Below are 22,671 nucleotides of genomic sequence, written 5' to 3' on the forward strand. Positions count from 1 at the left end.
CTTGGTTGGCAACACCTTGTGGTTCCGCGCGTGCCTCTCAATTCGCGATCCATACAGCCGCCGCGAACAAACGTGCCTACTTCGCGTACTGGCCGCCGCAGTCGGCGTCCTTGCCGGGGCCCAGTTCGATCGTGGCCAGTAGCGCGGCCGGTGGCGCGATGCTTCCCAGTGCCAGGGCGACCGCACCGCGGACGCCGAGCGCCTTGAAGTCCGGGCGGAACGAAGGATCCTTGAACGTTCCGGCGATGTGCAGCGGCGAGCGCAGCACGAGGATGCTGCGGTCCTTCGGCCGTGGCTTCAGCAGCAGGTCCAGCGACTCATCGCGCAGGCTGACGGTGCCTTCGCCGAGAATCAGCGTGTCGGTGGTATCGACGGCGAACGTGCGGCTGGTCATCAATCCCTCGCGTACGCCGAAGTCGGCAAAGGCGCAGCGCAGCGGAATCTGCTTGTCGCCGGTCACCAGGAACTTGACTGCCTCGGTGATGTCCAGCCCGGCCAGTTCCATCACCAGATTGCCGACGTGGCCACGTCCCATTGCCAGGCCCACATCGCCATTGCTGCTGCCCAGCATGGCGGCGATCGAGTTGCCGCGGCCGCTGAGGTCGATTTCGCCACCGATGCCGCCCTTGGCCTGCTCGGCCAGCTTCGCATCCGGGAACAGTTGTCCCAGCTGCACGCCGCGCACGCTGGCCTTGAGCGCGGTGGCGATCTGCGGCTGCCGCGCATCCATGCGGATCGTGCTGCGGATGTCACCACCGGCCACACCGAAGTTCAGCGGGTCCAGCCGCAGCACGCCATCGTCCAGCAGCAGATGCGCATCCATATCGTCAAGCGGCAGCGATGGTGCGTTGATGCGATGTGCCTTCCAGCGCACATCGGCATCCATCGCGCGCAGCTTGCCCAGGTTGTACGGCGTGTCAGGCAGCACCCTGCTACTCGCGGCCACACGTGCGGCCTCGGCCTTCTGCTCGGCGTTGGCGGTCTCGCCGCCACCGGTTCTGGGCGGGGCGCCGACAAAGCCGGCCAGGTCGTCGAAGTCCAGCCGGCGGGACTCCAGCGTGGCCGTCAGGCGCGGGCGCGCACCACCTGTTTCGAACTTCACATTGCCGCCGAGATCGCTGTCGCCGACCTTGCCGGTGAACTGCTCGTAGCGCCACACGTTATGGTCGCGCTTCAGGCGCCCCTCCAGGGCATAGGGCGGCGAAGGCGGAATGGCGATGCCCAGCAGGGGATACAGGTCGGCCAGATCCTGGCCACTGAGCGCGAAAGCGAGGTCGAGCACCTGCAGCTGGAAGGGATTGGTCAGGGTGCCACGGGCGACGGCATGGGTGGCACCTGCACGCCCATCAAGATGGATGCGGAAGGGATGATCGCTGTCGGTCAGTTCCAGCGGAGATTCGGTGCCGCCGCGAAGGGTGAAAGGATTGCCCTGCCAACGACCCTTGCCCTGCACCAGCAGGGGCGGCGCGGCATCCGCCTGCCTGGGCCGGCCACTACGCACATTGACATGGATGTCGGTGCGACCCGCCGCGTCGATGAACTGCAGGCGGCCGTCATCGATACGCAGCCGCTTGAGCTGGGGCGTGGCGCCGCCGCGGCTGTCACCCAGGAAATCCCAGTTGCCCGGCTCGCCCTTGCGTGGGGCGGTTTCCAGCAGCACGTCGGGACGGGTCAGGCGGATCTCGGGGAGCTGCACGCTGCCCCGCAGCAGGGGCCACACCCGCAGGTCGATTTCGACCCGGTCGGCACTGGCCATGTTCGGCTGCTTCGCCCATGACGCATTGGCGAACGTGACGGTGTCGGCGCGGATCGTGCTGGTACGGCCGAGGTCGACATCCAGGTGGCCGATCTGCAGCACGCGGCCGGTCCGCGCCTGTACCGCCCGCTCGACCGGCCCCTTGAACCAGTTCCAGTCCCAGAGCGCGATCAATACCAGGATGGCCGCCAGCAGGAACACCAGCACCGCCAGCCAGCGCTGGCCTCGCGGGCCAGGGCGGCGGAAGCGCCAGCGCGACGGACGCGGCGGAGCAGGGGAGGCAGTCGCATTCACGCTGCCATGGTTGCCCTGCGCGGGTGGACGCAGCGCGAAGCGTTCATGTGCGCGGTGTGCACATGAACGCGTGTGGCACGGATATCTACAGCACCTGCATGGTCACCGCGACGAAGTGGCAGACACTGCCGCCGATCACGAACAGGTGCCAGATCGCATGCGAATAGGGGATCGATTCGCGGTGATAGAAGTAGGTTCCCAGCGTGTAGGAGATACCTCCGGCCAGCAGCCAGCCCAGCGTCCAGCCATCGATGGAGGCCAGCATGGGCTTGACCGCGACGATCACCAGCCAGCCCATGGCCACGTAGATGGCGGTGGACAGGCGCTTGAAGCGGCCGGTATAGAACAGCTTGAACACCACGCCGGCCAGGGCCAGCGTCCAGATCGCGGCGAACAGGCCCCAGCCCCAGGGGCCGCGCAGGCCGATCAGCGTGAACGGCGTATAGGTACCGGCGATCAGTACATAGATCGCGCAGTGGTCGAAGACCTTCAGCCTGCCCTTGGCAACCGGATGCTGGATGGCGTGGTAGAGGGTGGAGGCGGTGTACAGCAGCAGCAGCGCGATGCCGAACACGATCGCACCTGCCAGTTGCCAACCATCGCCGTAGATGGCGGCCAGGGTGATCAGCACGGCACCCGCACCGAGCGCCAGTACGGCGCCGAGACCGTGGGTCAGCGCACTGGCGATTTCTTCGCGGATCGAAGCAACGGAAGTCGAGGACATGGCGTAGGCATCATTCGCGGGGAGGGGGACCCGCGCCCCCCTATCATCGCCGCGATGGCGGGCGCATGCACGCCGGTTACCGTATGGTCGATGAATCCCTGGATGCTGGGGTCAGAGCCCTTTCCTGCGGAAAGGGATCCGACCCCAGGCTCAGGCCACCGACACGGTGTGCGCGGCCTCGCGGGTGGCGGCAAAGCGCACGTCGGGCGCGCGCTCCTGTGCCAGCTGCAGGTTGACCCGGGTCGGCGCGAGATAGACCAGATGGCCGGCGGCGTCCAGCGCCAGGTTCAGTGCGTTCTTCTCGCGGAACTCTTCCAGCTTCTTCTCGTTGCTGCAGTGGATCCAGCGCGCCGTGGTGACGCTGACCGGCTCGAAGGTGGCTTCCACGCCGTACTCGTCCTTCAGGCGGTAAGCGGCCACGTCGAACTGCAGCACGCCCACCGCACCCAGGATCAGATCGTTGCTGGTCAGCGGCCGGAAGAACTGGGTCGCGCCCTCTTCGGAGAGCTGGGCCAGGCCCTTCTGCAGCTGCTTGAGCTTGAGCGGATCGCGCAGGCGCGCACGGCGGAACAGCTCCGGGGCGAAGTTGGGGATGCCGGTGAAGGTGACGGCCTCGCCTTCGGTGAAGGTATCGCCGATGGAAATGGTGCCGTGGTTGTGGATGCCGATCACATCGCCCGGCCAGGCCTCGGCGGCGATTTCACGGTCGCTGGCCATGAAGGTCAGGGCGTTGGCCAGCTTCATCTCCTTGCCGGTGCGCACGTGGAAGGTCTTCATGCCCGCGCTGAAGCGGCCCGAGCACACCCGCATGAAGGCGACGCGGTCGCGGTGCTGCGGGTCCATGTTGGCCTGGATCTTGAACACGAAGCCGGTCAGCTTGCTCTCTTCCGGGGCGATCTCGCGGCCGGTGGTGGCGCGTGCCTGCGGCGATGGCGCGTGCTCGACGAAGAAGTCCAGCAGGGGCTGCACGCCGAAGTTGTTCACGCCCGAACCAAAGAACACCGGCGTCTGCTTGCCCTCGCGATAGGCCTGCAGGTCGAACGGATGGCTGGCGCCCTGCACCAGCTCCAGTTCATCGCGCAGGTCGGCCAGCATCTGTGCGCCGATCTTCTCGGCCAGGCCGGGAGCGTCGATCGACGGGAAGATGGTCGAATCCTGGCGGGTGAAGTTGCGACCCGGTTCGTACAGGTGCACCTCGCCGGTCAGCAGGTGGACCACGCCCTTCAGGCGCTGGCCCATGCCGATCGGCCAGGTGACGGGCGCGCACTGGATGCCCAGCACGGTTTCCACTTCATCCAGCAGTTCGATCGGATCCTTGCCCTCGCGGTCCAGCTTGTTGATGAAGGTCATGATCGGGGTGTCGCGCAGGCGGCACACTTCCATCAGCTTGATGGTGCGCTCTTCCACGCCCTTGGCCACGTCGATCACCATCAGTGCCGAGTCCACCGCGGTCAGCACGCGGTAGGTGTCCTCGCCGAAGTCGGCGTGGCCGGGGGTGTCGAGCAGGTTGACGATCTTGCCTTCGTACGGGAACTGCATCACCGAGGAGGTGACGGAGATGCCGCGTTCCTTCTCCAGCGCCATCCAGTCGGAGGTGGCATGGCGGGCCGCCTTGCGGCCCTTGACCGAACCGGCCATCTGGATCGCGCCTCCGAACAGCAGCAGCTTTTCGGTCAGCGTGGTCTTGCCGGCGTCAGGATGGGAGATGATGGCGAAGGTGCGGCGACGCGACGCTTCGGTGGCGACTTCGGACATGGCAGTGGCGCCCGCCCGGGGCGCTTTTCAAAGAGATAAGCGCCTGATTATACCGGCCGTGGCCGGTCAGCGCCCGGCCGCGCCCTCGGCATCACCCTGGCGGGCGAACTGCAGCTGTCCCTGGGAGGCGAAGATGCGCACGGGTACCGAGCGCAGCGCCATGCCGCGGTTGACCTGCACCACGAAATGCAGGTGCGGGGCGCTGCTGTAGCCGCTGTTGCCGGACAGGCCGATCGGCTGTCCGGCCTGCACGGCCTGGCCACGACGCACGCGCATGCCGCCTGCCTGCAGATGGCCGTACAGCGCCATGCTGCCGTCGCTGTGCAGGACACGGATGAAATTCGCCCTGCCGCCGTCGCGCTCGCGGTCCTGGCCGTTGCCGCGGAAGCCGTCCTGGATCTGCATCACCGTTCCCTCGCGCGCGGCCAGCACCAGCGTCGCCTCGGGCAGGGCGAAGTCCACGGCGTCGCGGTTCTCCTCGTCATCGTGGCTGAACCGGCCCTGCGGCGCCTGGTCCACGCGCAGGCGTGCGGCGTCGAACGGCAGGCGGTAGGCCACGTCTTCGGCGCGGGCGTCGGGACGGCCCGGTACCGACTGCAGGCGTACGTCGAGCGTGCTGCCGCCCACGGGCGAGGGCAGGTGACCGACCACGAAGCTGCTGTCGCCCTGCACCAGCGACCGTACCGGCAGGCCCTCGATGGGGCGCCCGGGTCCAGCGCGCAGTTCAACCTGTAACGGGCCGGCCAGGGTGTTGTCGATCCGGGCCTGCCAGTATTCGCCCACCTGCTGCAGCCGCAGCTGCGCCATGGGGACCGCCTGGCCGATGCCCTGCGTGCCGGGGGCGGGGGCCGGTGAGGGCACCAGGCCCCAGCCCTGCCGCCAGTCGGCAGCTCCGGCGGTGGTGCTGACCAGCAGCGGCAGCAGCAGGCAGGACAAGGGCAGGCGCGGCATCGGGCGTTCCGGACAGGGGGACCGCCGCGACTGTACCTGATCCGCGAAAGGTGGGCCGCAGCGATCGCTCCGGGCATTCATCGCTTTATCCGCATGAAGGGATTGACATGGGCGGAAAGCGATGGCATCTTGGCTCCACCATCGAGACCGGCAGAGGGACAGGCCCTTTGAAGCCGGGGCAGCCCGCAGGCGCGCAAGTGCCGGCGTAGGTGCCAAATCCTGCGGGGACCGTGGCGTCCACCGGAAGATGGTTCGAACCATGCACCGCAGGTGCATCTCGAACGCGAGCCCCGCGAAGGCTCGATGGCCGATTCCCCTAACGGATCCCGCCATGAGCTTCGCCCCCAGCACCACGCTTCGCCCCGAACCCTTTGTCCCCGTCAGCGTGCCGGTCGAAGACCGCGTGCACGCCGAGCGCGGCGAGTTCGCCGCGGTGCTGTCGATGCGCCACGCCGGCGCGTGCCCGGTACGCGTTCGCTACGAATGGGTGGGACCGGTCGATGCACCGGTGGTGGTACTGGCTGGCGGCATCTCCGCCCATCGCCATGTGGCGTCCAACGCGCAGTTCGCCGAGAAGGGCTGGGCCGAGGAACTGGTCGGCAGTGGCCGCACGCTCGATCCGCAGCAGCTGCGCGTTCTGGCGTTCGACTTCATCGGTGCGGATGGCGCGCTGGACGTGCCGATCGACACGGCCGACCAGGCCGACGCGCTGGCCCTGCTGCTGGATCACCTGGGCATCCGCACACTGAAGGCCTTTGTCGGCTACTCCTATGGCGCCCTGGTCGGGCAGCAGTTCGCTGTCCGCCATCGCGCCCGCGTGCGCCAGCTGGTGCTGGCCAGTGGTGCGCACCGTCCGCACCCCTATGCCGCGGCGTGGCGTGCGTTGCAGCGCCGGGCGGTCGCCCTGGGACAGCTGCAATGCGGTGAAGACCATGGCCTGGCACTGGCCAGGCAGTTCGCGATGCTCAGCTACCGCACGCCGGAAGAGTTCGGCGAGCGCTTCGACGCTCCGCCCGAGGTGGTCAACGGCCGCGTCCGTGTGGCCGCCGAGGACTACCTCGACGCGGCGGGCGCGCAGTACGTCGCGCGCACCCCGGTGACCGCCTACCTGCGCCTGTCCGAATCGATCGACCTGCACCGCGTGGATCCCACCGCCATCCTGCCGCCAACCGTGGTGGTGGCCGTGGAAGGCGATCGGCTGGTGCCGTTGGCCGACCTGGTCGGTCTGGTCGAGGGGCTGGGTCCGCGCGGCAGCCTGCGCGTGCTGCGCTCCCCATACGGCCACGACGCCTTCCTCAAAGAAACCGATCGCATCGACGCGATCCTCGCTACCGCCTTCCGCACTTCTGGAGAGACCGCATGAGCCTGCACGCCGCCGAGCCGTCCTGTTGTCGCACCACTGCCGCCGTCCGCGCCGGCATCGATCGTGACACCGCCCATGGCGCGGTCACTCCACCGATCGTGCTGTCGTCGAACTTCAGCTTCGAAGGCTTCGGCAACAAGCGCCAGTACGACTACACGCGCAGTGGCAACCCGACGCGCGACCTGCTGGGCGAAGCACTGGCCGAACTGGAAGGCGGAGCCGGTGGCGTGGTCACCGCTACCGGCATGGGCGCCATCAACCTGGTGCTGAATGCCCTGCTGCAGCCGGGCGACACGCTGGTGGTACCGCACGATGCCTACGGCGGCAGCTGGCGCCTGTTCAACGCGCTGGCGAAGAAGGGGCATTTCGAACTGGTCACCGCCGACCTCACCGACCCGCGCACGCTGGCGCAGGCCCTGGCCACCCAGCCACGGCTGGTGCTGGTGGAAACCCCGTCCAACCCACTGCTGCGCATCACCGACCTGCGCTTCGTCATCGAGGCGGCGCACAAGGCCGGGGCGCTGGTGGCGGTCGACAATACGTTCCTGTCGCCGGCGCTGCAGCAGCCGCTCTCTTTCGGTGCCGATCTGGTGCTGCATTCGACCACCAAGTACATCAACGGCCACAGCGATGTTGTCGGCGGTGCGGTGATCGCACGTGATCCCGCGCTGCACGAACAGCTGGTGTGGTGGGGCAACGCACTCGGGCTGACCGGCTCTCCCTTCGATGCTTTCCTGACCCTGCGCGGCCTGCGCACGCTGGATGCACGCCTGCGTGTGCACCAGGAGAACACGGCCTCGATCGTCGCGCTGCTGGACGCGCACCCCGCCGTGGCCCGGGTGTATTACCCCGGCCTGGCCGACCATCCCGGTCATGCCATCGCCGCACGCCAGCAGAGCGGCTTCGGCGCGATGCTGTCCTTCGAGCTGGCCGACTGCGCCGGCGAGGATCCGCACGCTGCCGTGCGCGCGTTTGTCGATGGACTGCGCTGCTTCACCCTGGCCGAATCGCTGGGCGGCGTGGAAAGCCTGGTCGCGCATCCGGCGACCATGACCCACGCAGCGATGAGCGTTGAGGCGCGTGCTGCCGCTGGCATCAGCGAAGGGCTGCTGCGCCTGTCGGTCGGCATCGAGGCCGAGCGCGACCTGCTGGCCGATCTGGGTGCGGCGCTGGCCCGCGCCGAAGCGGTGATCGACGCTGCCGCACGTCGCAAACAGGTGGTGGACGCATGAGCGCGCTGGCTGCCGAGATTCCGGCGCTGGGCGGCGGTCGCCTGGCACTGCTGGGCACCGGGACGGTGGGCTCTGCGTTCGTGCAGCGCTACCAGGCCCTGCAGGCGCGCGGCCTGGAACTGCCCAGCGTGCAGTGGCTGGCCAACTCGCGTACTGCGCTGGCCATTGACCGCGATCTGGCCCTGCCGCTCGAACTGGCGCGGCGCGCACCGCGTGGCGGCCAGAGCGTGCCACCGTGGGCCGGTGCCGAAGGGCTGGAGCGTGGCGATGTGGTGGTTGATGCCACCGCCAGCGAAGACGTGGCCGCCCGCCATGCGCAGTGGCTGGCGCGCGGGGTGCATGTAGTGACGGCCAACAAGCTGGGCCGGGGCGGGCAGCTGTCACGCGCGAAGGCCATCGCCGAGAGCTGCGCCGACAGCGGCGCCCGGTACGGCGACAGTGCCACCGTGGGGGCGGGACTGCCGCTGTTGAGCAGCCTGCGCGCGCTGGTGGCCGGGGGGGATCACATCCACGCGATCGAGGGGGTGTTGTCCGGTTCCCTGGCCTGGTTGTTCCATCGCTATGACGGCCGTTCGCCGTTCTCGGCTGCAGTGCGCGAGGCGCTGGCCGCGGGTTACACCGAACCGGATCCGCGCCTGGATCTGTCCGGCGAGGATGTGCGGCGCAAGCTGCTGATTCTGGCGCGCAGCAGCGGACTGGCGCTGGATGCCGCACAGGTGCACGTGGATTCACTGGTGCCTTCGGCGTTGGCTGCGCTGCCGCTGGACGACGCATTGGCCGAACTGGAGCAGCTGGACGCACCGCTGCAGGCGCGCTGGCAGCAGGCGACGGACAGCGGCCGTGTTCTGCGCTTCGTCGGCCGGGTCGACGCTGACGGCGCACAGGTGGGGCTGCGTGAACTGCCGGCCGATCATCCACTGGCGCAGGGGGCGGGCACCGACAACCGCGTCGCGATCCACAGCGACCGCTATCGCACCCAGCCGTTGCTGATCCAGGGACCGGGAGCGGGCGCGGAAGTCACTGCTGCCGCATTGCTGGATGACGTGCTGCGCATCGTGGGATGAGCAGCGTCCCGCTGCGCCCGCCGGGCATGGCCCGGTGTTATCCGCACCGCTGCGCTCGCCGGGCCATGCCCGGCGGATCCGCAGTTTCAGCGCCCTTTCAACACCTTCAGCAGCGCGGCATTGAACTGCCTGGGGTCCTGTACCTGCGGCGAATGGCCCAGTTCGGCGAATTCGACCAGCGTCGCGCCGGCAATCGCCGCAGCGGCCGATTTGCCCAGCGCCGGATAGTTGCCCAGCCGTGCCTTCACTTCCGCCGGCGCCAGGTCACGACCGATCGCGGTGCGGTCCTTCTGGCCGATGAACAGCGCGGTCGGCACCTTCAGATTCTTCAGCTCGTACACCACCGGCTGGTTGAACACCATGTCCGAGGCAAGCGCCTGGCTCCAGGCCACTGCCTGCCTGCCGTCGCCCTCGTACATGCCCGCTTGCATGCGTGCCCAGGTTTCATAGGCAGGCTTCCAGGTGCCGTCGTAGTACACGTCCAGCTGGTAGCGGCGGATGCTCTCGTAACTGGTTTTCAGCTCGCCGGCATACCAGGCATCGACGCTCCGCCACGGCACGCCCAGCGCCTTCCAGTCCTCCAGGCCGATCGGATTGACCAGCGACAGGCTGCGCAGGTCCTGGGGATAGGTCAGCGCATAGCGCACCGCCAGCATGCCCCCCATCGAATGGCCGACCAGGTGCACGGGCAGGCCGCCGAGCTGCAGCTGCTGCAGCAGTGCATGGGTGTTGGCGGCGAGCTGGCCGAATGAATATTGGTAGCGCTCGGGCTTGCTGGATTTGCAGAAGCCGACCTGGTCAGGTGCGATCACTCGGTAACCGGCGGCGAGCAGGGGAGGGATGGTTTCCTTCCAGGTCGCCGCGCAGAAATTCTTGCCATGCAGGAGCACCACCACGCCGATCGGCGCGGTCGTCGGCGCGATGTCCAGATAGGCCATCTGCAGCGGTTGCTGCTGCGATTCCAGGGTGAAGGTCTGTACCGGATGGCCGTAATCGAAGCCCTCCAGCCGCGGCCCATAGGCGGGAGCGGCAGCGGCGGTGAGGGGCAGGCAGGCCAGCAGTGCGGCGGCGATCACGCGCATGGGACAATCCGTGACAGGGGATGCCCGAGCCTAACCGGAACGCGGTGACGGTGTCGTCCGGCAGATGCCCGTCATCAGCACTCGATGACATTCACCGCGAGGCCGCCGCGGCTGGTTTCCTTGTACTTGTCCTGCATGTCGCGGCCGGTGTCGCGCATGGTCTTGATGACCTTGTCCAGCGACACCTTGTGCTTGCCATCGCCGCGCATCGCCATGCGCGAGGCATTGATAGCCTTCACCGCGCCCATCGCGTTGCGCTCGATGCAGGGAATCTGCACCAGCCCACCGATCGGGTCGCAGGTCAGGCCGAGGTTGTGTTCCATGCCGATTTCCGCAGCATTCTCGATCTGGCTTGGATTGCCACCCAGCGCCGCAACCAGGCCGCCGGCCGCCATCGAGCAGGCCACGCCCACTTCGCCCTGGCAGCCTACTTCGGCACCGGAAATCGAAGCATTCTCCTTGTAGAGGATGCCGATCGCCGCCGAGGTCAGCAGGAAGTCGAACACGCGCTGCTCGTTCGCGCCCGGGCAGAACCGGTCGAAGTAATGCAGCACCGCGGGCAGCACGCCGGCCGCACCGTTGGTCGGCGCGGTCACCACGCGGCCACCGGCGGCGTTTTCCTCGTTCACGGCCAGCGCGTACAGATTGACCCAGTCCAGCGTGGTCAGCGGATCGCGCATCGCCGCTTCCGGCTTCGACGACAGCTCGCGGTACAGCGCCGGCGCGCGACGGCCGACCTTCAGGCCGCCCGGCAGCACGCCTTCCTCGCGGATGCCGCGCGTCACGCACGACTGCATCGCGCTCCAGATCTCGCGCAGCTGGGCGCGGATCTCGTCCTCGCTGCGCCAGCACTTCTCGTTCTCGAACATCAGCTGCGCGATGCTCAGGCCGCTGCGCGCGGTCTGCGCGAGCAGCTCGTCGCCGCTCTTGAACGGATAGGGCAGCGGGGTTTCGTCGGGCACGATGCGGTCATCGGCCGCGTCATCCTGGTTGACCACGAAGCCACCGCCAACGGAGTAATAGTCGCGCGTGGCGATCACTTCATCGTCGGCGTTGTACGCGGTGAAGCGCATGCCGTTGGTGTGGTACGGCAGCTTCTGCCGCTTGTTCATGCCGAGGTCGCGCTTCTCGTCGAAGGCGATCTCATGCTGGCCCATCAGCTGGATGCGCTTGCTGCTGCGGATGCGCTCCAGCGTGGACGGAATGATGTCCGGATCGATCAGGTTGGGGCGCTGGCCTTCCAGGCCAAGCAGGATCGCCTTGTCGGTGCCATGGCCGCGACCGGTCAGCGCCAGCGAACCGTAGACGTCGGCGCGGATGCGTGCGACCTCGTGCAGGCGGCCGGGGTCGAGCAGCCAGCGATGGATGAACCGCTCGGCGGCCTTCATCGGTCCGACGGTGTGGGAAGAGCTCGGGCCAATGCCGATCTTGAAGACGTCGAACGTGCTGACAGCCATGGATGCCAAACTGCGGGTACCGGACAAGCGGCTATTCTAGCGGCTTGCCGGGCCCTCCGATGGCTGCGGCGCAGCATTTCCGCCAAGCGAGGCAAGCCGGTGTTGACCCTGTTCCAGCGTGACGACTGCCACCTGTGCGATATGGCCCTGGCCGAACTGGCCAAGGCACGCGCGCCCGAGTTCGAATCGGTGTTCCTGGATGACCATCCAGCGCTGGAGGCGCACTACGGCGCGCGGGTACCGGTGCTGCGCGACGAGGCGGGCGGCCGCGAACTGGACTGGCCCTTCGATGCGGCGCGGGTGCGGGCCTGGCTGGCTGCGGGGTGAAGCCGCCGGGCATGGCCCGGCGCCACCCTGTATCACCGTTCCAAGGTGGAGCCGGGCATGGCCCGTGGCTTACTTCGCGTCGAACTTCACGATCGTGCTGATCGCGGTTTCGTCGGGGATGGTCTTGGTGTCGGCCCAATCGCCGGCGCCGACGCTGAAGTCCAGGCGCTTGACGGTGGCCTTGCCGGTCAGCACCGGCTGCGTGCCCGGCTTCCAGGTGAAGGTGAGCGTCACCGGCTTGCTGACACCACGCAGCTCGAGCGTGCCATCGGCGGCGAACTGGTCATTGCCGATGGCGCGGAAGCCCTTCGCGGTGTAACGCGCGGTGGCGAACTTGCCGACATTGAAGAAGTCCGCGCTCTGCAGCGTCGAGTCACGATCGCTGTTGCCGCTCCTGGCGCCGGCCAGCGGAATCACGACGTCGAGTGAGCCGGCCGCCGGATTGGCGGGATCGAAGCTGAGCTTGGTGGCGAAGCCCGGGAAGCTGCCGGTGAACACTTCGCCGTCGTACTTGCTGGCAAATACCAGGATCGAGCCCGCGCCGGGAGCCTGTGCATAGTCCGCGGCCAACGCCGGGGCAGTGGCCAGCATGCCGGCCAGGGCAGCGGCCACGGCCGCCGGGGTGGTCAGTTTCAGATTCATCGGTCAGTCCTTCTGGGGAGAGGCAAGCCAGCCACGCGGCAGCATGCGGCTCAACGTCGCGTCGCGCTGGAACAGGTGGTGGTAAAGGGCAGCGCCGGCATGGGCCAGCACCACAGCGATCAGCAGCCAGAAGCCGTACTCATGGATCGCATGCGACACGGCGACGACCTGCGGATCCGGTCCGCTGAGCTTGGGCACATCGACCAGGCCGAACCAGCGGAAGGGCCGCAGCCCGCTGGCAGAGTCGTACAGCCAGCCCGAAAGCGGAATGGCGAACATCAGCACGTACAGCAGCACGTGGGTAGCGCTGGCGATGCGCTCCTGCCAGCTGGGCACACCCGGCACCGGCTTGGGCGCACCGGCGTAGAGGCGCCAGACCAGGCGCAGCAGCACCAGGGCCAGCACGGTGATGCCGATCGACTTGTGCGCGGTGTAGACCCAGAAGTATTTGGGCGTCCTGGGCAGTTCGCCCATGGTCAGGCCGACCACGCCAAGGGCGAGGATCAGTAGTGCGATCAACCAGTGCAGGGTCTGGCTGACACTGCCCCAGGCGGCAGGGGAGTTCTTGGCGGTCATGCGGGGTCCTTGGGGGCCGTCTTGCTGTCGGAGTGGGGAACCGGGGCAGGAGTTCCCGGCCTGTCGCTGCGGTCGAGGAAGGCCTCGGCCTCGATCCGTACCTGTACTGCGTCGCCGATCACCCCGGGCCAGGCGGTGATGCCGAACGCGCGGCGGCTCAACGTGGTGCTGGCGGAAAAACCGGCGGTGCGGCGGAACGGCGGCAACGGATAGCGTTTGATGGCATTGAGGGTCACATCCAGCGCGACCTCCTGGCTGACCCCGCGCAGGGTCAGCGTGCCGAACACACGGGCGTGGTTGGCATCGATCGGTTCGACCCGCGACGATACGAACCGGGCGCTGGGAAACCGCTCGCCATCAAGCAGGCTGCGGGCCAGCGTGGCCTGGTTCCATTTGGCATCTCCCAGATCCAGCCGGGCGACCGGCACATCGACCTGCAGGGTTGCCTCGCGCCAGTTGTCGGGATCGAACTGAAGGTGGCCCTCACTGCCCGATACCGTCCCCATGGCCTGCGAGTAGCCGGCATGATCGATCATGAACAGCACCCGCGTGTGCACCGGATCCAGCCGGTAGGTATCGAGCTGTGCCCAGGCGGGCGCAGCGGCGAGCAGCAACGGCAGCAGGAGCAGGCGGGGTCGCATCGATGGCGGGCTCCGGGAGGGGACGCTGCGATCATACGCACAGCCCCCTGACAACGCTGCGTGCATGGCTGCAACAGTTCGTGGTGGCGGTGCCACTGGAAACGGGCTGTTGCAGTCGTGAAGCCTGGGCTGTGTGACAATCGCGGCTGGATCGGGGGTTCAGGATGACGAGTGGCTGGCGTCTGTGGTGCCGAGGCATCGCAGTAACGGGTCTGCTGCTGTTGGCAAGCGCCACGGTGGCCGCGACTCTGGACATGGCTGGGGAGACACCACGACTGCGCCGCTTCGGCGCCGCCGAGGGCTTGCCGTCGCGCATGGTCGTGGCCCTGGCCGAGGACCGCCAGGGGTACATCTGGGCGGCCACCGATGGTGGGCTGGCCCGCTATGACGGCACGACGCTGCGGGTCTGGCAGCATGAACCGGAGCGGCCGGGTTCGCTGCCGGGCAACGAGATCGAGACCCTGCTGGTGGATCCGCTGGACCGGGTGTGGGTCGGCATCAACGGCAAGGGCATCGCCCGGCTGGACGCGGATCGCGAGCGTTTCTCCAGCTTCGCCGCGGTGAACAATGAATGCCAGAGCCAGTTCTGGACACTGGCCTACGCGGGCGATGCGCTGTGGATCGGCACCAGCGGCCATGGCGTGTGCCGCTTCGGCGAGGATGGCAGCCTGCGCTTCTTCCAGCATGATCCGCAGCGCCCCGACGGCTTGCCCAGCAACACCATCTTCAGCAGCCTGGTGGACGCGCAGGGCCGCCTGTGGGTCGGTACCGAGGCCGGTGTCGCCCGCTGGAACGGCAACGGCTTCGAGGCCATCGCGCCGCGCGAGCTGGGCAGGGTCAGCGTGCTGCGTCTCAGCCGCGACCCCGATGGATCGATCTGGGTCGGCAGCCAGAACGAAGGCCTGTTCCGCATCGATGCCCAGGACCGCGTCAGCCGTCCACGCTGGTCCGGCAGTGATCGCTTTCGCTCGGCACTGGTGCTGGCGGATCGGCAGGGAGGCTACTGGGCAGGTACCTCAGATGGGCTGCTGCGCGGTGATGCGCAGACACTGTGGCGCCTGGAGGGCGATCGCGGCAGCGGCTTCCTGACCGCCCACAGCGGCGTGCTCGATCTGCTGCAGGACCACGAAGGCGGGGTCTGGGTGGCCCTGCTGAGCCAGGGGTTGGCCTATCTGCCGCCGGACTGGCGCCGCTTCTCCACCTGGAACCAGCTCGACGGCAAACCGCTGGACAGCCAGTACCTGCTCAGCGCGGCCACCGATGGCCGGAATTACTACGTGAGTTCGGCACACGGCGTGTACCGGATCGATGCGCAGGGCGTGCTGAGTCTGCTTGCCAGTGATCGCGAGCTGGGCAGTGGCGCGGTCTGGTCGGTATTGCCGCGGCCGGACGGCCGCCTCTGGCTGGGCCGCGCCGGGCGCATCACCGTCTATGACCCGGCCACCCGCGCAACCCGGGAGTGGCGCATCGACGGCGGCTCCGACCTGCGCCAGCGCATCGACCTGATGCGGCAGGCGCCGGATGGCACCGCCTGGGTGTCGGTGATGAACGTCGGCGTGCAGCAGCGTCTGGACGATGGCCGGGTGCTGCGCAGCTTCCCCGTCGAGGGATTCCGCGGCCTGGGCGATGCGCCGATCGAGCAGATTCGATTCGATCCGCGCGGGCAGGCCTGGGTGATGGGGGACATGGGCCTCTGGCGCCAGCAGGGTGAGCGCTTCGAGGCGGTTCCTGGCGTCTCGCGGGGATCGATCTACGACCTGGTGTGGATCGATCCGCAGCAGCTGTGGCTCGCCCGCCAGGGCGCCTTCGAGCGCTACCAGTGGGACGGCATGAGCCTGCGCCTGGTGCAGCGCGTCGATGCTGCCGCCGGCGTGCCACCTCTGAGCATGGGTGGGCTGGCCTTGGCCGACGATGGCCGCCTGTGGGCCACCACGCCGCGCGGTCTGCTGCGCTGGGATCCGAAAACGAAGCGGCTGAGGCAGTTCACCGAGCGCGACGGACTGCCCGATGCCGAATTCACCGGCCGACCGCCTGCGGTGAACGCCGATGGCCGCGTGCTCGCGGTGACCCAGACCGGCGCGGTCGGTTTCGACGTCAATGCCGCCGACACCCCACTGCCATCCTCCGCGCTGGTGATCGCGCAGGTGCGCGTACGTCGCGACGATGCGCGCGGCTGGCAACCCCTGCCGACCACCGGGGTGCTGCTGCTGGGTCCGGATGACCGTGATCTGCAGATCGACGCGCGGCTGCTCTCGTACGGCAACCCGCAGGGCAACCGCTATCGGTTCCGGGTGCAGGGCTATGACCAGAACTGGGTGGAGCAGGGCGGCGATGGCCAGCGCACGCTGTCGCGCCTCGCGCCCGGTGCCTACGTGATCGAAGTGCAGGCGGCCACCGACAGTGGTCCGTGGACGCCGTCGCAGCAACTGCAGGTGAAGGTATTGCCGCCCTGGTGGCGCAGCGGCATGGCGATCTTCGGCTACCTGCTGCTGGGCTCGTTGCTGCTGCTGGTGCTGGCATGGGCGATCCGCAGCCGTCTGAGAAGGCGCCAGCAGTGGCAGCTGACCGTGCACAAGCAGCAGCTCGCCGAGCAGGCCTCGCAGGCCAAGAGCCACTTCCTGGCCACGCTGGGTCATGAGGTGCGCACGCCGATGACCGGCGTACTGGGCATGAGCGAACTGCTGCTGGCCACATCACTGGATCCGGTACAGCGCAGCTATGCCGGATCGATCCAGCAGGCGGGCAGCCATCTGCTGCGTCTGGTCAACGATGCCCTGGACCTGGCCCGGATCGAAGCCGGGCGGCTGGAGCTGGACCTGCGTCCGTTCGATCTTGCCGCGCTGTTGGACCAGGTGCAGATGCTGATGCGGCCGATGGCGCAGCAGCGCCAGCTCGATTTTGTACGCGAGGATGCCTTGCCCGGCCCGATCAGCGTCAGTGGCGATGAAATGCGCATCCGCCAGATCCTGCTGAACCTGCTCGGCAATGCCATCAAGTTCACCGAGCGCGGCCAGGTCGGCCTGGGCGTGCGGCTGCAGGAGGATGGCGGCGGGGTGTGCTTCGAGGTGTTCGATACCGGCCCCGGCATCAATGCCGAACAGCAGCAGCGTCTGTTCCATCGCTTCGAGCAGGCCGATGGCCCGCGGACAGCATCGCGCTATGGCGGCAGCGGGCTGGGCCTGGCGATCTGCCAGGAACTGGCCGTGGCGATGGGTGGGCGCATCGATGTCGACAGCCAGCCGGGCAGGGGCGCACGGTTCCGCGTGCAGCTGCCGCTGCCGTGGACCCGCCAGGCTGCCCACAGTGGTTCCGACAGGGCGTCGCCACCGCCGCTGCCGCCGCTGCGCATCCTGCTGGTCGAAGATGACGCCACGGTAGCGGACGTCATCGCCGGCCTGCTGCGCGGTCGTGGCCACGACGTAGTGCACGTGCTGCACGGCCTGGGAGCCTTGTCGGAGATCGCGACCGAGGGGTTCGATGTCGGTCTGCTCGACCTGGATCTGCCGGCCCTGGACGGAACGGCGATCGCCCGTCAGCTGCGCGCCATGGGCTATGAGCTGCCACTGGTGGCGGTGACCGCGCGGTCCGATGCCTATGCGGAGGCGCAGGTGCTGGCCGCCGGTTTCGACGGCTTCCTGCGCAAGCCGGTCACGGGCGACATGCTGGTGGCGGCCATCGTGCAGGCTCGCAGCAAGCGCCAGGGTGAGGGCTGATTGCGCCGGCGCCGGGCGTGAACGGCGCGACTTTCGGTTTACCATGCCGACGCCCGCACGACGGGGCACCATCTGGGAACGCGTGAGGAGGCGATCAGTGGCGTATCTGCGGTCGGCGATGCTGCTGATGCTTCTGCTGTGCTGCCTGGCGCCCGCTGCCGCACAGCCGGTACCGCCCACGCCCCGGCAGGTGACGGTGTTCGATGGCCTGCCGTCCAACACCGTCAACCGCATGGCGGAGGACCGCTACGGCTACCTGTGGATCGCCACCAATGACGGGCTGGCACGATACGACGGCCGCAACTACCGGGTCTGGCGCTCCGAGGATGGCCTGCGCGACAACCGCATCTGGACCGTACTGGTCGATACCCGCAACCGCTTGTGGATCGGCACCGAGAATGCCGGCCTGGTAAGGATGTCGGCCGACCGCCGGCAGCTGCGGTTCTTCGACCGCAGCAGCCAGCCGCTGATGAGCACCAATACGATCTGGAGCCTGGCCGCCACCCCCGATGGCTCGATCTGGTTCGGTACCCACGAAGGCGGGCTGTACCGGGTGGATGGCAATGATCGCGTGCAGCGCTTCCTGCCCGAGGCGAACAATCCGCGCAGCCTGCCGGCCGCTGCGGTGCCCTATCTGGCCACGCTGCCCGACGGCAGCCTGTGGGTGGGCACCAAGCATGGCGTGGCGCGTTGGACCGGCAGCGATTTCGAGCGGGTCGGCGACGAGCAGGTGCCCGGCCAGCTGATCAACGGTTTGACCGCCGAACCTGACGGCAGCCTGTGGATCAGCACGCTGGCCGGCGCATTCGTGCGCCGGCCGGATGGTCGCTTCGAGCGGCAACCCTGGTCGGTGCCGGCCGGCGACGAGGTGCTGGGCATGATGCTGCGCGATGAGCAGGGGGGCTACTGGCTGGACACCCGCAGCGGACTCGGTCGCGCGGTCGATGGCCAGTACCAGACGGTGCCGCTGTACAGCGCGATCGCGCGCGGCCAGGTGCGGCCGAACTGGACCGGCGCCTACGAGGATCGCGAGGGCGGCATCTGGCTGGCCAGCACCAATGCCGGTCTCTGGCATTTGTTGCCACGGTGGTGGCAGTTCTCGGTGTTCTCGCGTCTGGAGGACGATGCATCGTCACTGCGCAACGCCTACGTACTCGGCACCAGTGCGTCCAGCAACGGAGGTGTCTGGACGGTCGGCAGCCACGGCGCGCTGGATCGCTTCAATCCCCGTACCGGCCGGATCGAGCAGTTCCGGCGCGGCGTCAATGGCATCCACTGGCTGACCTCGGTTCGCGAGGACCGCCATGGCCGGGTCTGGATCGGTTCGTCCGGAGCGCTGCTGCGCTATGACCCGGCACGCGACGAGCTGCGCCGCTGGGGACGCGACGCGCCTGCCGATGCCGCGATGGAGGGCGATGTCGACGCACTGATGATCTGCGACAGCAACAGCCTGTGGTTGATGATGCCCGCCGGCCTGCAGCAGCGCGATCTGGAAGGTCGGCTGCTGCTCGAACTGGACAATGGCCAGAACGGACTGCAGACCGGCCAGCTGAACCAGGATCTGGTATGCGGTCCGCAGAACCAGCTCTGGCTGGCCAGCAGCCGCGGGCTGCTGCAGTGGCAGCCTGAGCAGCAGCGCTTCCAGCCGGTGCCCGGCGCGCCGGCAACGGCACTGTACGCGGCGTATACCGGCAGCGACGGCCAGGTGTGGCTGTCCGAGGACGGCCGGTTGTCGCGCTATCGATGGAGCCAGGGGCGTCTGGAGCGGCAGGGGGTCATTGGTGCCGAACAGGGATATCCGGCGGTTTCCGCCACCGGTCTGGTGGTCGATGCGCAGGGTGTGGCCTGGGCCACCAGTGCACGCGGCCTGGTGCGGGTCGGCGCGGACGGCCAGAGCGTGCGCCTGTATGGCGTGCACGATGGCCTGCCCAGCCAGGAGTTCCGCGCGCATACCTTGATTGCGACGTCTTCGGGACGGCTGGTGGCAGGCACGCCGGCCGGCGTGGTGGTGTTCGATCCGGAACAGGTGCGGCCTTCGGTGCGCCGCGCACCGCTGGTGATCGAGCGGGTGGAGGTGCGCCGCAACGAGCAGGTGCTGGACCTGACCCACGACGCACCGTTGCTGATCGCCGACGGCGACCGCGATCTGCGCATCGTGGCGCGCCTGCTGTCCTTCGCCGATTCGGCCTCCAATTCGTATCGCTACCGCCTGGCTGGCTATGACCCGGACTGGGTCGAGGTCGGGCCCGCCGGTGAACGCCTGTTCTCGCGGCTGCCGCCGGGCAGCTATCGGCTGGAAGTGCAGGCGCGCTCGGCCGATCACGTCTGGTCGCGGGTGCAGACCCTGGAGTTCCGCGTGCAGCCGCCGTGGTGGCGCAGCCTGTCGGGCCTGCTGGTGCTGACGTCGATCGCGTTGCTGCTGACCAGCTGGTTTGCATGGCTGTACCGTCGCCGCCTGCAGCGTCGCCACGCCTACCAGCTGGCGTTGCACAAGCAGGAACTGGCCGAGCAGGCCTCGGCAGCCAAGACGCGCTTCCTGGCCAATCTGGGCCATGAGATCCGCACGCCGATGACCGGTGTGATGGGCATGAGCGAGCTGCTGTTGTCCTCGCCGCTGGATCCTCAGCAGCGCGGCTACACCCAGTCCATCCGCCAGGCGGGTGAGCATCTGCTGCATCTGGTCAACGATGCGCTGGACCTGGCGCGGATCGAATCCGGACGCCTGGAACTGCAGTCCCGGCCGTTCGCGCTCCATTGCCTGCTGCAGGACCTGGCCGCGCTGATGGGGCCGCTGGCCGCGCAGAAGGGACTGCGTTTCGTCCTGGACAATCGCTTGCCGCCCGGCCTGCAGGCCACCGGCGATGCGATCCGGGTGCGGCAGATCCTGCTGAACCTGCTGTCCAACGCGGTGAAGTTCACCAGCCGTGGCACCATCACCCTGCATGCCCGGTGCGATGAGGCGATGCGTGCACTCCAGTTCGAAGTGCGTGACACCGGGCCGGGCATCAGCCAGGAACAGCAGCTGCGCCTGTTCCGCCGGTTCGAGCAGGCTGACGGTGCACGTACCGCGGCGCAGTATGGTGGCAGTGGCCTGGGGCTGGCGATCTGCCGCGAGCTGGCGCAGGCGATGCAGGGCCGGATCCAGGTCGAAAGCCAGTTGGGGCGCGGAACCTGCTTTGGAGTGATGCTGCCCCTGCCGCTGGAAGTGGACGCCGACGCCGATGCGGACAGCGCCGCGCGGAGCGAGGATGCAGTAGCGAACATGCCCCCCCTGCGCGTGCTGCTGGTGGAGGATGACGCGACGGTGGCCGATGTCGTGCAGGGTCTTCTGAGTGCGCGCGGCCATGAGGTGGTGCATGCCGGGCATGCGTTGGCGGCGCTGCGCGAGATCAGCGGGAGTGATTTCGATGTGGCCCTGCTTGACCTGGACCTGCCGGGCCTCAGCGGCTTCGAGCTGGCCGAGCATCTGCGCAACCAGGGGTACACGCTGCCGTTGCTGGCGGTGACCGCGCGCACGGACCCGGACCTGCAGAAGCAGGTGGAAGCGGCCGGGATCGGCGGTTTCCTGCGCAAGCCGGTCACGGGCGAGCTGCTGGTGGAGGCCATCGCCAAGGTGTTGGGGCGCTGAGGCCGGGCACAGTCCGGCAGGCTACTCCGCGACGTGTTCGACCTGGCGGGGTTCGGGCTTGGTGTCCGGCAACTGCCAGAAGATCATCGTCGAAGTCAGTGTGATCGCGCCCACGCACAGGAACGTGGCGTGCAACGCCGCCGTTGCGCCGTGGCCCTCCAGGTGCGTGCCGAAGGCGGCCAGCAGGCTGCCCGCCGCCGCCGCGCCGAAGCCGGCAGCCAGCATCATCACCATCGACAGCAGACTGTTGCCCGAACTGGCGAACTCCCGATCCAGATCGCGCAGGGTCACGGTGTTCATCACGGTGAACTGCAGCGAATTGACCGCACCGAAGAAGGCCAGCTGCAGCAGGCGCCAGCCCAGGTGCTGGCCCGGCGTCATCAGGATGAAGCTGGCCATGGCCAGGCCCACCAGCACGGTGTTGGTCATCAGCACGCGCCGATAGCCGTAGCGTTCGACCAGCTTCACCGCCAGCCGCTTGGAGACCATGCCGGCCGCGGCCACCGGTACCATCATCAGTCCGGCGTTCATCGGTCCCAGGCCAAGGCCCACCTGCAGCAGCAGCGGAATCAGCATCGGCATGGCGCTGCTGCCGATGCGTGAGAACAGGTTGCCGAGGATGCCGATGCGATAGCTGGGCACACGGAACAGCGCCAGCGAGAACAACGGCGCGGTCGAGTTGGCCGCGTGCAGCCAATAGCCCACCAGTGCGGCCAGCCCCGCCACGGTCATCAGCATCACCAGCGCGTGCGGCGTACCCAGCCCGGAGATGCCGTCCAGCGCCAGCGACAGCACCACCATCGCAAAGGCCAGCATGATGTAGCCGCGCAGGTCGAAGCGGGTGCGGTGGCTGGCGTAATGGTCCGGCATCATCTTCATCGCAGCGATGAAGCCGATCACGCCGATCGGAAGGTTGATCAGGAACACCCAGTGCCAGGAGGCGATCTCGACCAGCCAGCCGCCCAGCGTCGGGCCGATCAAGGGGCCGATCAGGGCGGGGATGGCGATGAAGCTCATCGCACGCAGGAAGTCCTCGCGCGGCACCGAACGCATCACCGCCAGGCGGCCGACCGGCAGCAGCATCGCACCGCCGATGCCCTGCAGCACGCGGGCACCCACCAGCTGATGCAGGTGCTGGGCCAGCGCGCAGGCCAGCGAGCCGAGGGTGAACAGGATGATCGCCACCAGGAAGGTGCGCCGGGTGCCGTAGCGGTCGGCGATCCAGCCGGAGGCGGGAATGAACGTGGCGACCGCCAGTGCATAGCTGAACACCACCGACTGCATCTGCAGCGGACTCTCGCCCAGGCTGGCCGCCATCGCCGGCAGCGCCGTGTTGACGATGGTCGAGTCCAGCATCTGCATGAAGATCGCCAGGGACACCAGCCACAGCAGGGGGCGCTGGCGGTTGTAGGTCGATGGCGATGTGGACATGGGTTGTGGCCGGTGCAACGTGGGGGCGCCATGAT

Annotated in this window: 16 protein-coding genes and 1 riboswitch; of the genes, 6 read left to right on the forward strand and 10 right to left on the reverse strand. The window is 68.1% G+C overall.

Features of this window, described 5'->3' with window-relative positions:
• Positions 1-76: 76 nt before the first annotated feature.
• The 4 genes from AC5P76_RS01780 to AC5P76_RS01795 form a co-directional block, all read right to left on the reverse strand.
• On the reverse strand, positions 77-2,050 hold the full coding sequence (locus tag AC5P76_RS01780) for an AsmA family protein (protein ID WP_065174801.1): 1,974 nt from the start codon (positions 2,048-2,050) through the stop codon (positions 77-79).
• A gap of 85 nt (positions 2,051-2,135) precedes the next feature.
• Positions 2,136-2,774 carry a PAQR family membrane homeostasis protein TrhA gene (trhA, locus tag AC5P76_RS01785; RefSeq protein WP_053519889.1) on the reverse strand — a complete coding sequence of 213 codons (639 nt, stop codon included), beginning with the start codon at positions 2,772-2,774 and terminating at the stop codon, positions 2,136-2,138.
• A 150-nt stretch (positions 2,775-2,924) separates the two neighbouring features.
• The gene (locus tag AC5P76_RS01790; RefSeq protein ID WP_164151560.1) at positions 2,925-4,529 is read right to left on the reverse strand and encodes a peptide chain release factor 3; all 1,605 of its coding nucleotides are present in this window, start codon (positions 4,527-4,529) and stop codon (positions 2,925-2,927) included.
• A 66-nt stretch (positions 4,530-4,595) separates the two neighbouring features.
• A complete protein-coding gene (locus AC5P76_RS01795; RefSeq protein ID WP_053519887.1) occupies positions 4,596-5,480 on the reverse strand; it encodes a M23 family metallopeptidase in 885 nt (294 codons plus the stop codon).
• Between the two features lie 135 nt (positions 5,481-5,615).
• A riboswitch (SAM riboswitch) is annotated at positions 5,616-5,734 on the forward strand.
• 77 nt (positions 5,735-5,811) lie between these two features.
• Here AC5P76_RS01795 and metX point away from each other — a divergent pair.
• Genes metX through AC5P76_RS01810 form a run of 3 tightly spaced genes read left to right on the forward strand, consistent with a single transcriptional unit; the run spans position 5,812 to position 9,139 of the window.
• Entirely contained in the window at positions 5,812-6,843 is a 1,032-nt protein-coding gene (metX, locus tag AC5P76_RS01800; protein ID WP_197571440.1) for a homoserine O-succinyltransferase MetX, read from the forward strand.
• Positions 6,840-8,075 carry an O-succinylhomoserine (thiol)-lyase gene (locus tag AC5P76_RS01805; RefSeq protein WP_053519885.1) on the forward strand — a complete coding sequence of 412 codons (1,236 nt, stop codon included), beginning with the start codon at positions 6,840-6,842 and terminating at the stop codon, positions 8,073-8,075. The genes metX and AC5P76_RS01805 overlap by 4 nt, the downstream gene beginning before the upstream one ends.
• Positions 8,072-9,139, forward strand: coding sequence for a homoserine dehydrogenase family protein (locus tag AC5P76_RS01810; RefSeq protein ID WP_197601062.1), 1,068 nt, complete (start codon positions 8,072-8,074; stop codon positions 9,137-9,139). Before AC5P76_RS01805 ends, AC5P76_RS01810 begins: the two co-directional genes overlap by 4 nt.
• A gap of 86 nt (positions 9,140-9,225) precedes the next feature.
• Here AC5P76_RS01810 and AC5P76_RS01815 read toward each other — a convergent pair whose 3' ends face one another.
• The gene (locus AC5P76_RS01815; RefSeq protein WP_065174805.1) at positions 9,226-10,221 is read right to left on the reverse strand and encodes an alpha/beta fold hydrolase; all 996 of its coding nucleotides are present in this window, start codon (positions 10,219-10,221) and stop codon (positions 9,226-9,228) included.
• 74 nt (positions 10,222-10,295) lie between these two features.
• The gene (locus AC5P76_RS01820; RefSeq protein WP_074899552.1) at positions 10,296-11,678 is read right to left on the reverse strand and encodes an L-serine ammonia-lyase; all 1,383 of its coding nucleotides are present in this window, start codon (positions 11,676-11,678) and stop codon (positions 10,296-10,298) included.
• A gap of 141 nt (positions 11,679-11,819) precedes the next feature.
• On the opposite strand from AC5P76_RS01820, the gene AC5P76_RS01825 reads away from it, so the two are divergent.
• The gene (locus AC5P76_RS01825) at positions 11,820-12,005 is read left to right on the forward strand and encodes a thioredoxin domain-containing protein (RefSeq protein WP_053519891.1); all 186 of its coding nucleotides are present in this window, start codon (positions 11,820-11,822) and stop codon (positions 12,003-12,005) included.
• A 69-nt stretch (positions 12,006-12,074) separates the two neighbouring features.
• On the opposite strand, the gene AC5P76_RS01830 is transcribed toward AC5P76_RS01825, so the two are convergent.
• From AC5P76_RS01830 to AC5P76_RS01840, 3 genes are read right to left on the reverse strand one after another with little or no spacing between them, the layout of a single operon-like run.
• The gene (locus AC5P76_RS01830; protein ID WP_053519881.1) at positions 12,075-12,647 is read right to left on the reverse strand and encodes a YceI family protein; all 573 of its coding nucleotides are present in this window, start codon (positions 12,645-12,647) and stop codon (positions 12,075-12,077) included.
• Positions 12,648-12,650: 3 nt separating this feature from the next.
• Positions 12,651-13,223 (reverse strand): cytochrome b, encoded by a 573-nt coding sequence (locus tag AC5P76_RS01835; protein ID WP_053519880.1) that lies wholly within the window; start codon positions 13,221-13,223, stop codon positions 12,651-12,653.
• Entirely contained in the window at positions 13,220-13,864 is a 645-nt protein-coding gene (locus AC5P76_RS01840; protein WP_065174806.1) for a YceI family protein, read from the reverse strand. The genes AC5P76_RS01835 and AC5P76_RS01840 overlap by 4 nt, the downstream gene beginning before the upstream one ends.
• Before the next feature lie 164 nt (positions 13,865-14,028).
• Between AC5P76_RS01840 and AC5P76_RS01845 the strand changes: the two genes are divergently transcribed.
• Together AC5P76_RS01845 and AC5P76_RS01850 are read left to right on the forward strand one after the other, a co-directional pair.
• Positions 14,029-17,577: a sensor histidine kinase gene (locus tag AC5P76_RS01845; RefSeq protein ID WP_253118630.1), complete on the forward strand. Its 3,549-nt coding sequence runs from the start codon at positions 14,029-14,031 to the stop codon at positions 17,575-17,577.
• 97 nt (positions 17,578-17,674) lie between these two features.
• Entirely contained in the window at positions 17,675-21,205 is a 3,531-nt protein-coding gene (locus tag AC5P76_RS01850) for a hybrid sensor histidine kinase/response regulator (RefSeq protein WP_193396754.1), read from the forward strand.
• Between the two features lie 21 nt (positions 21,206-21,226).
• Here AC5P76_RS01850 and mdtD read toward each other — a convergent pair whose 3' ends face one another.
• Positions 21,227-22,636, reverse strand: coding sequence for a multidrug transporter subunit MdtD (gene mdtD, locus AC5P76_RS01855; RefSeq protein ID WP_253118631.1), 1,410 nt, complete (start codon positions 22,634-22,636; stop codon positions 21,227-21,229).
• Positions 22,637-22,671 lie beyond the last annotated feature (35 nt).

This window comes from Stenotrophomonas sp. YJH_SMC_36 (assembly GCF_059369935.1).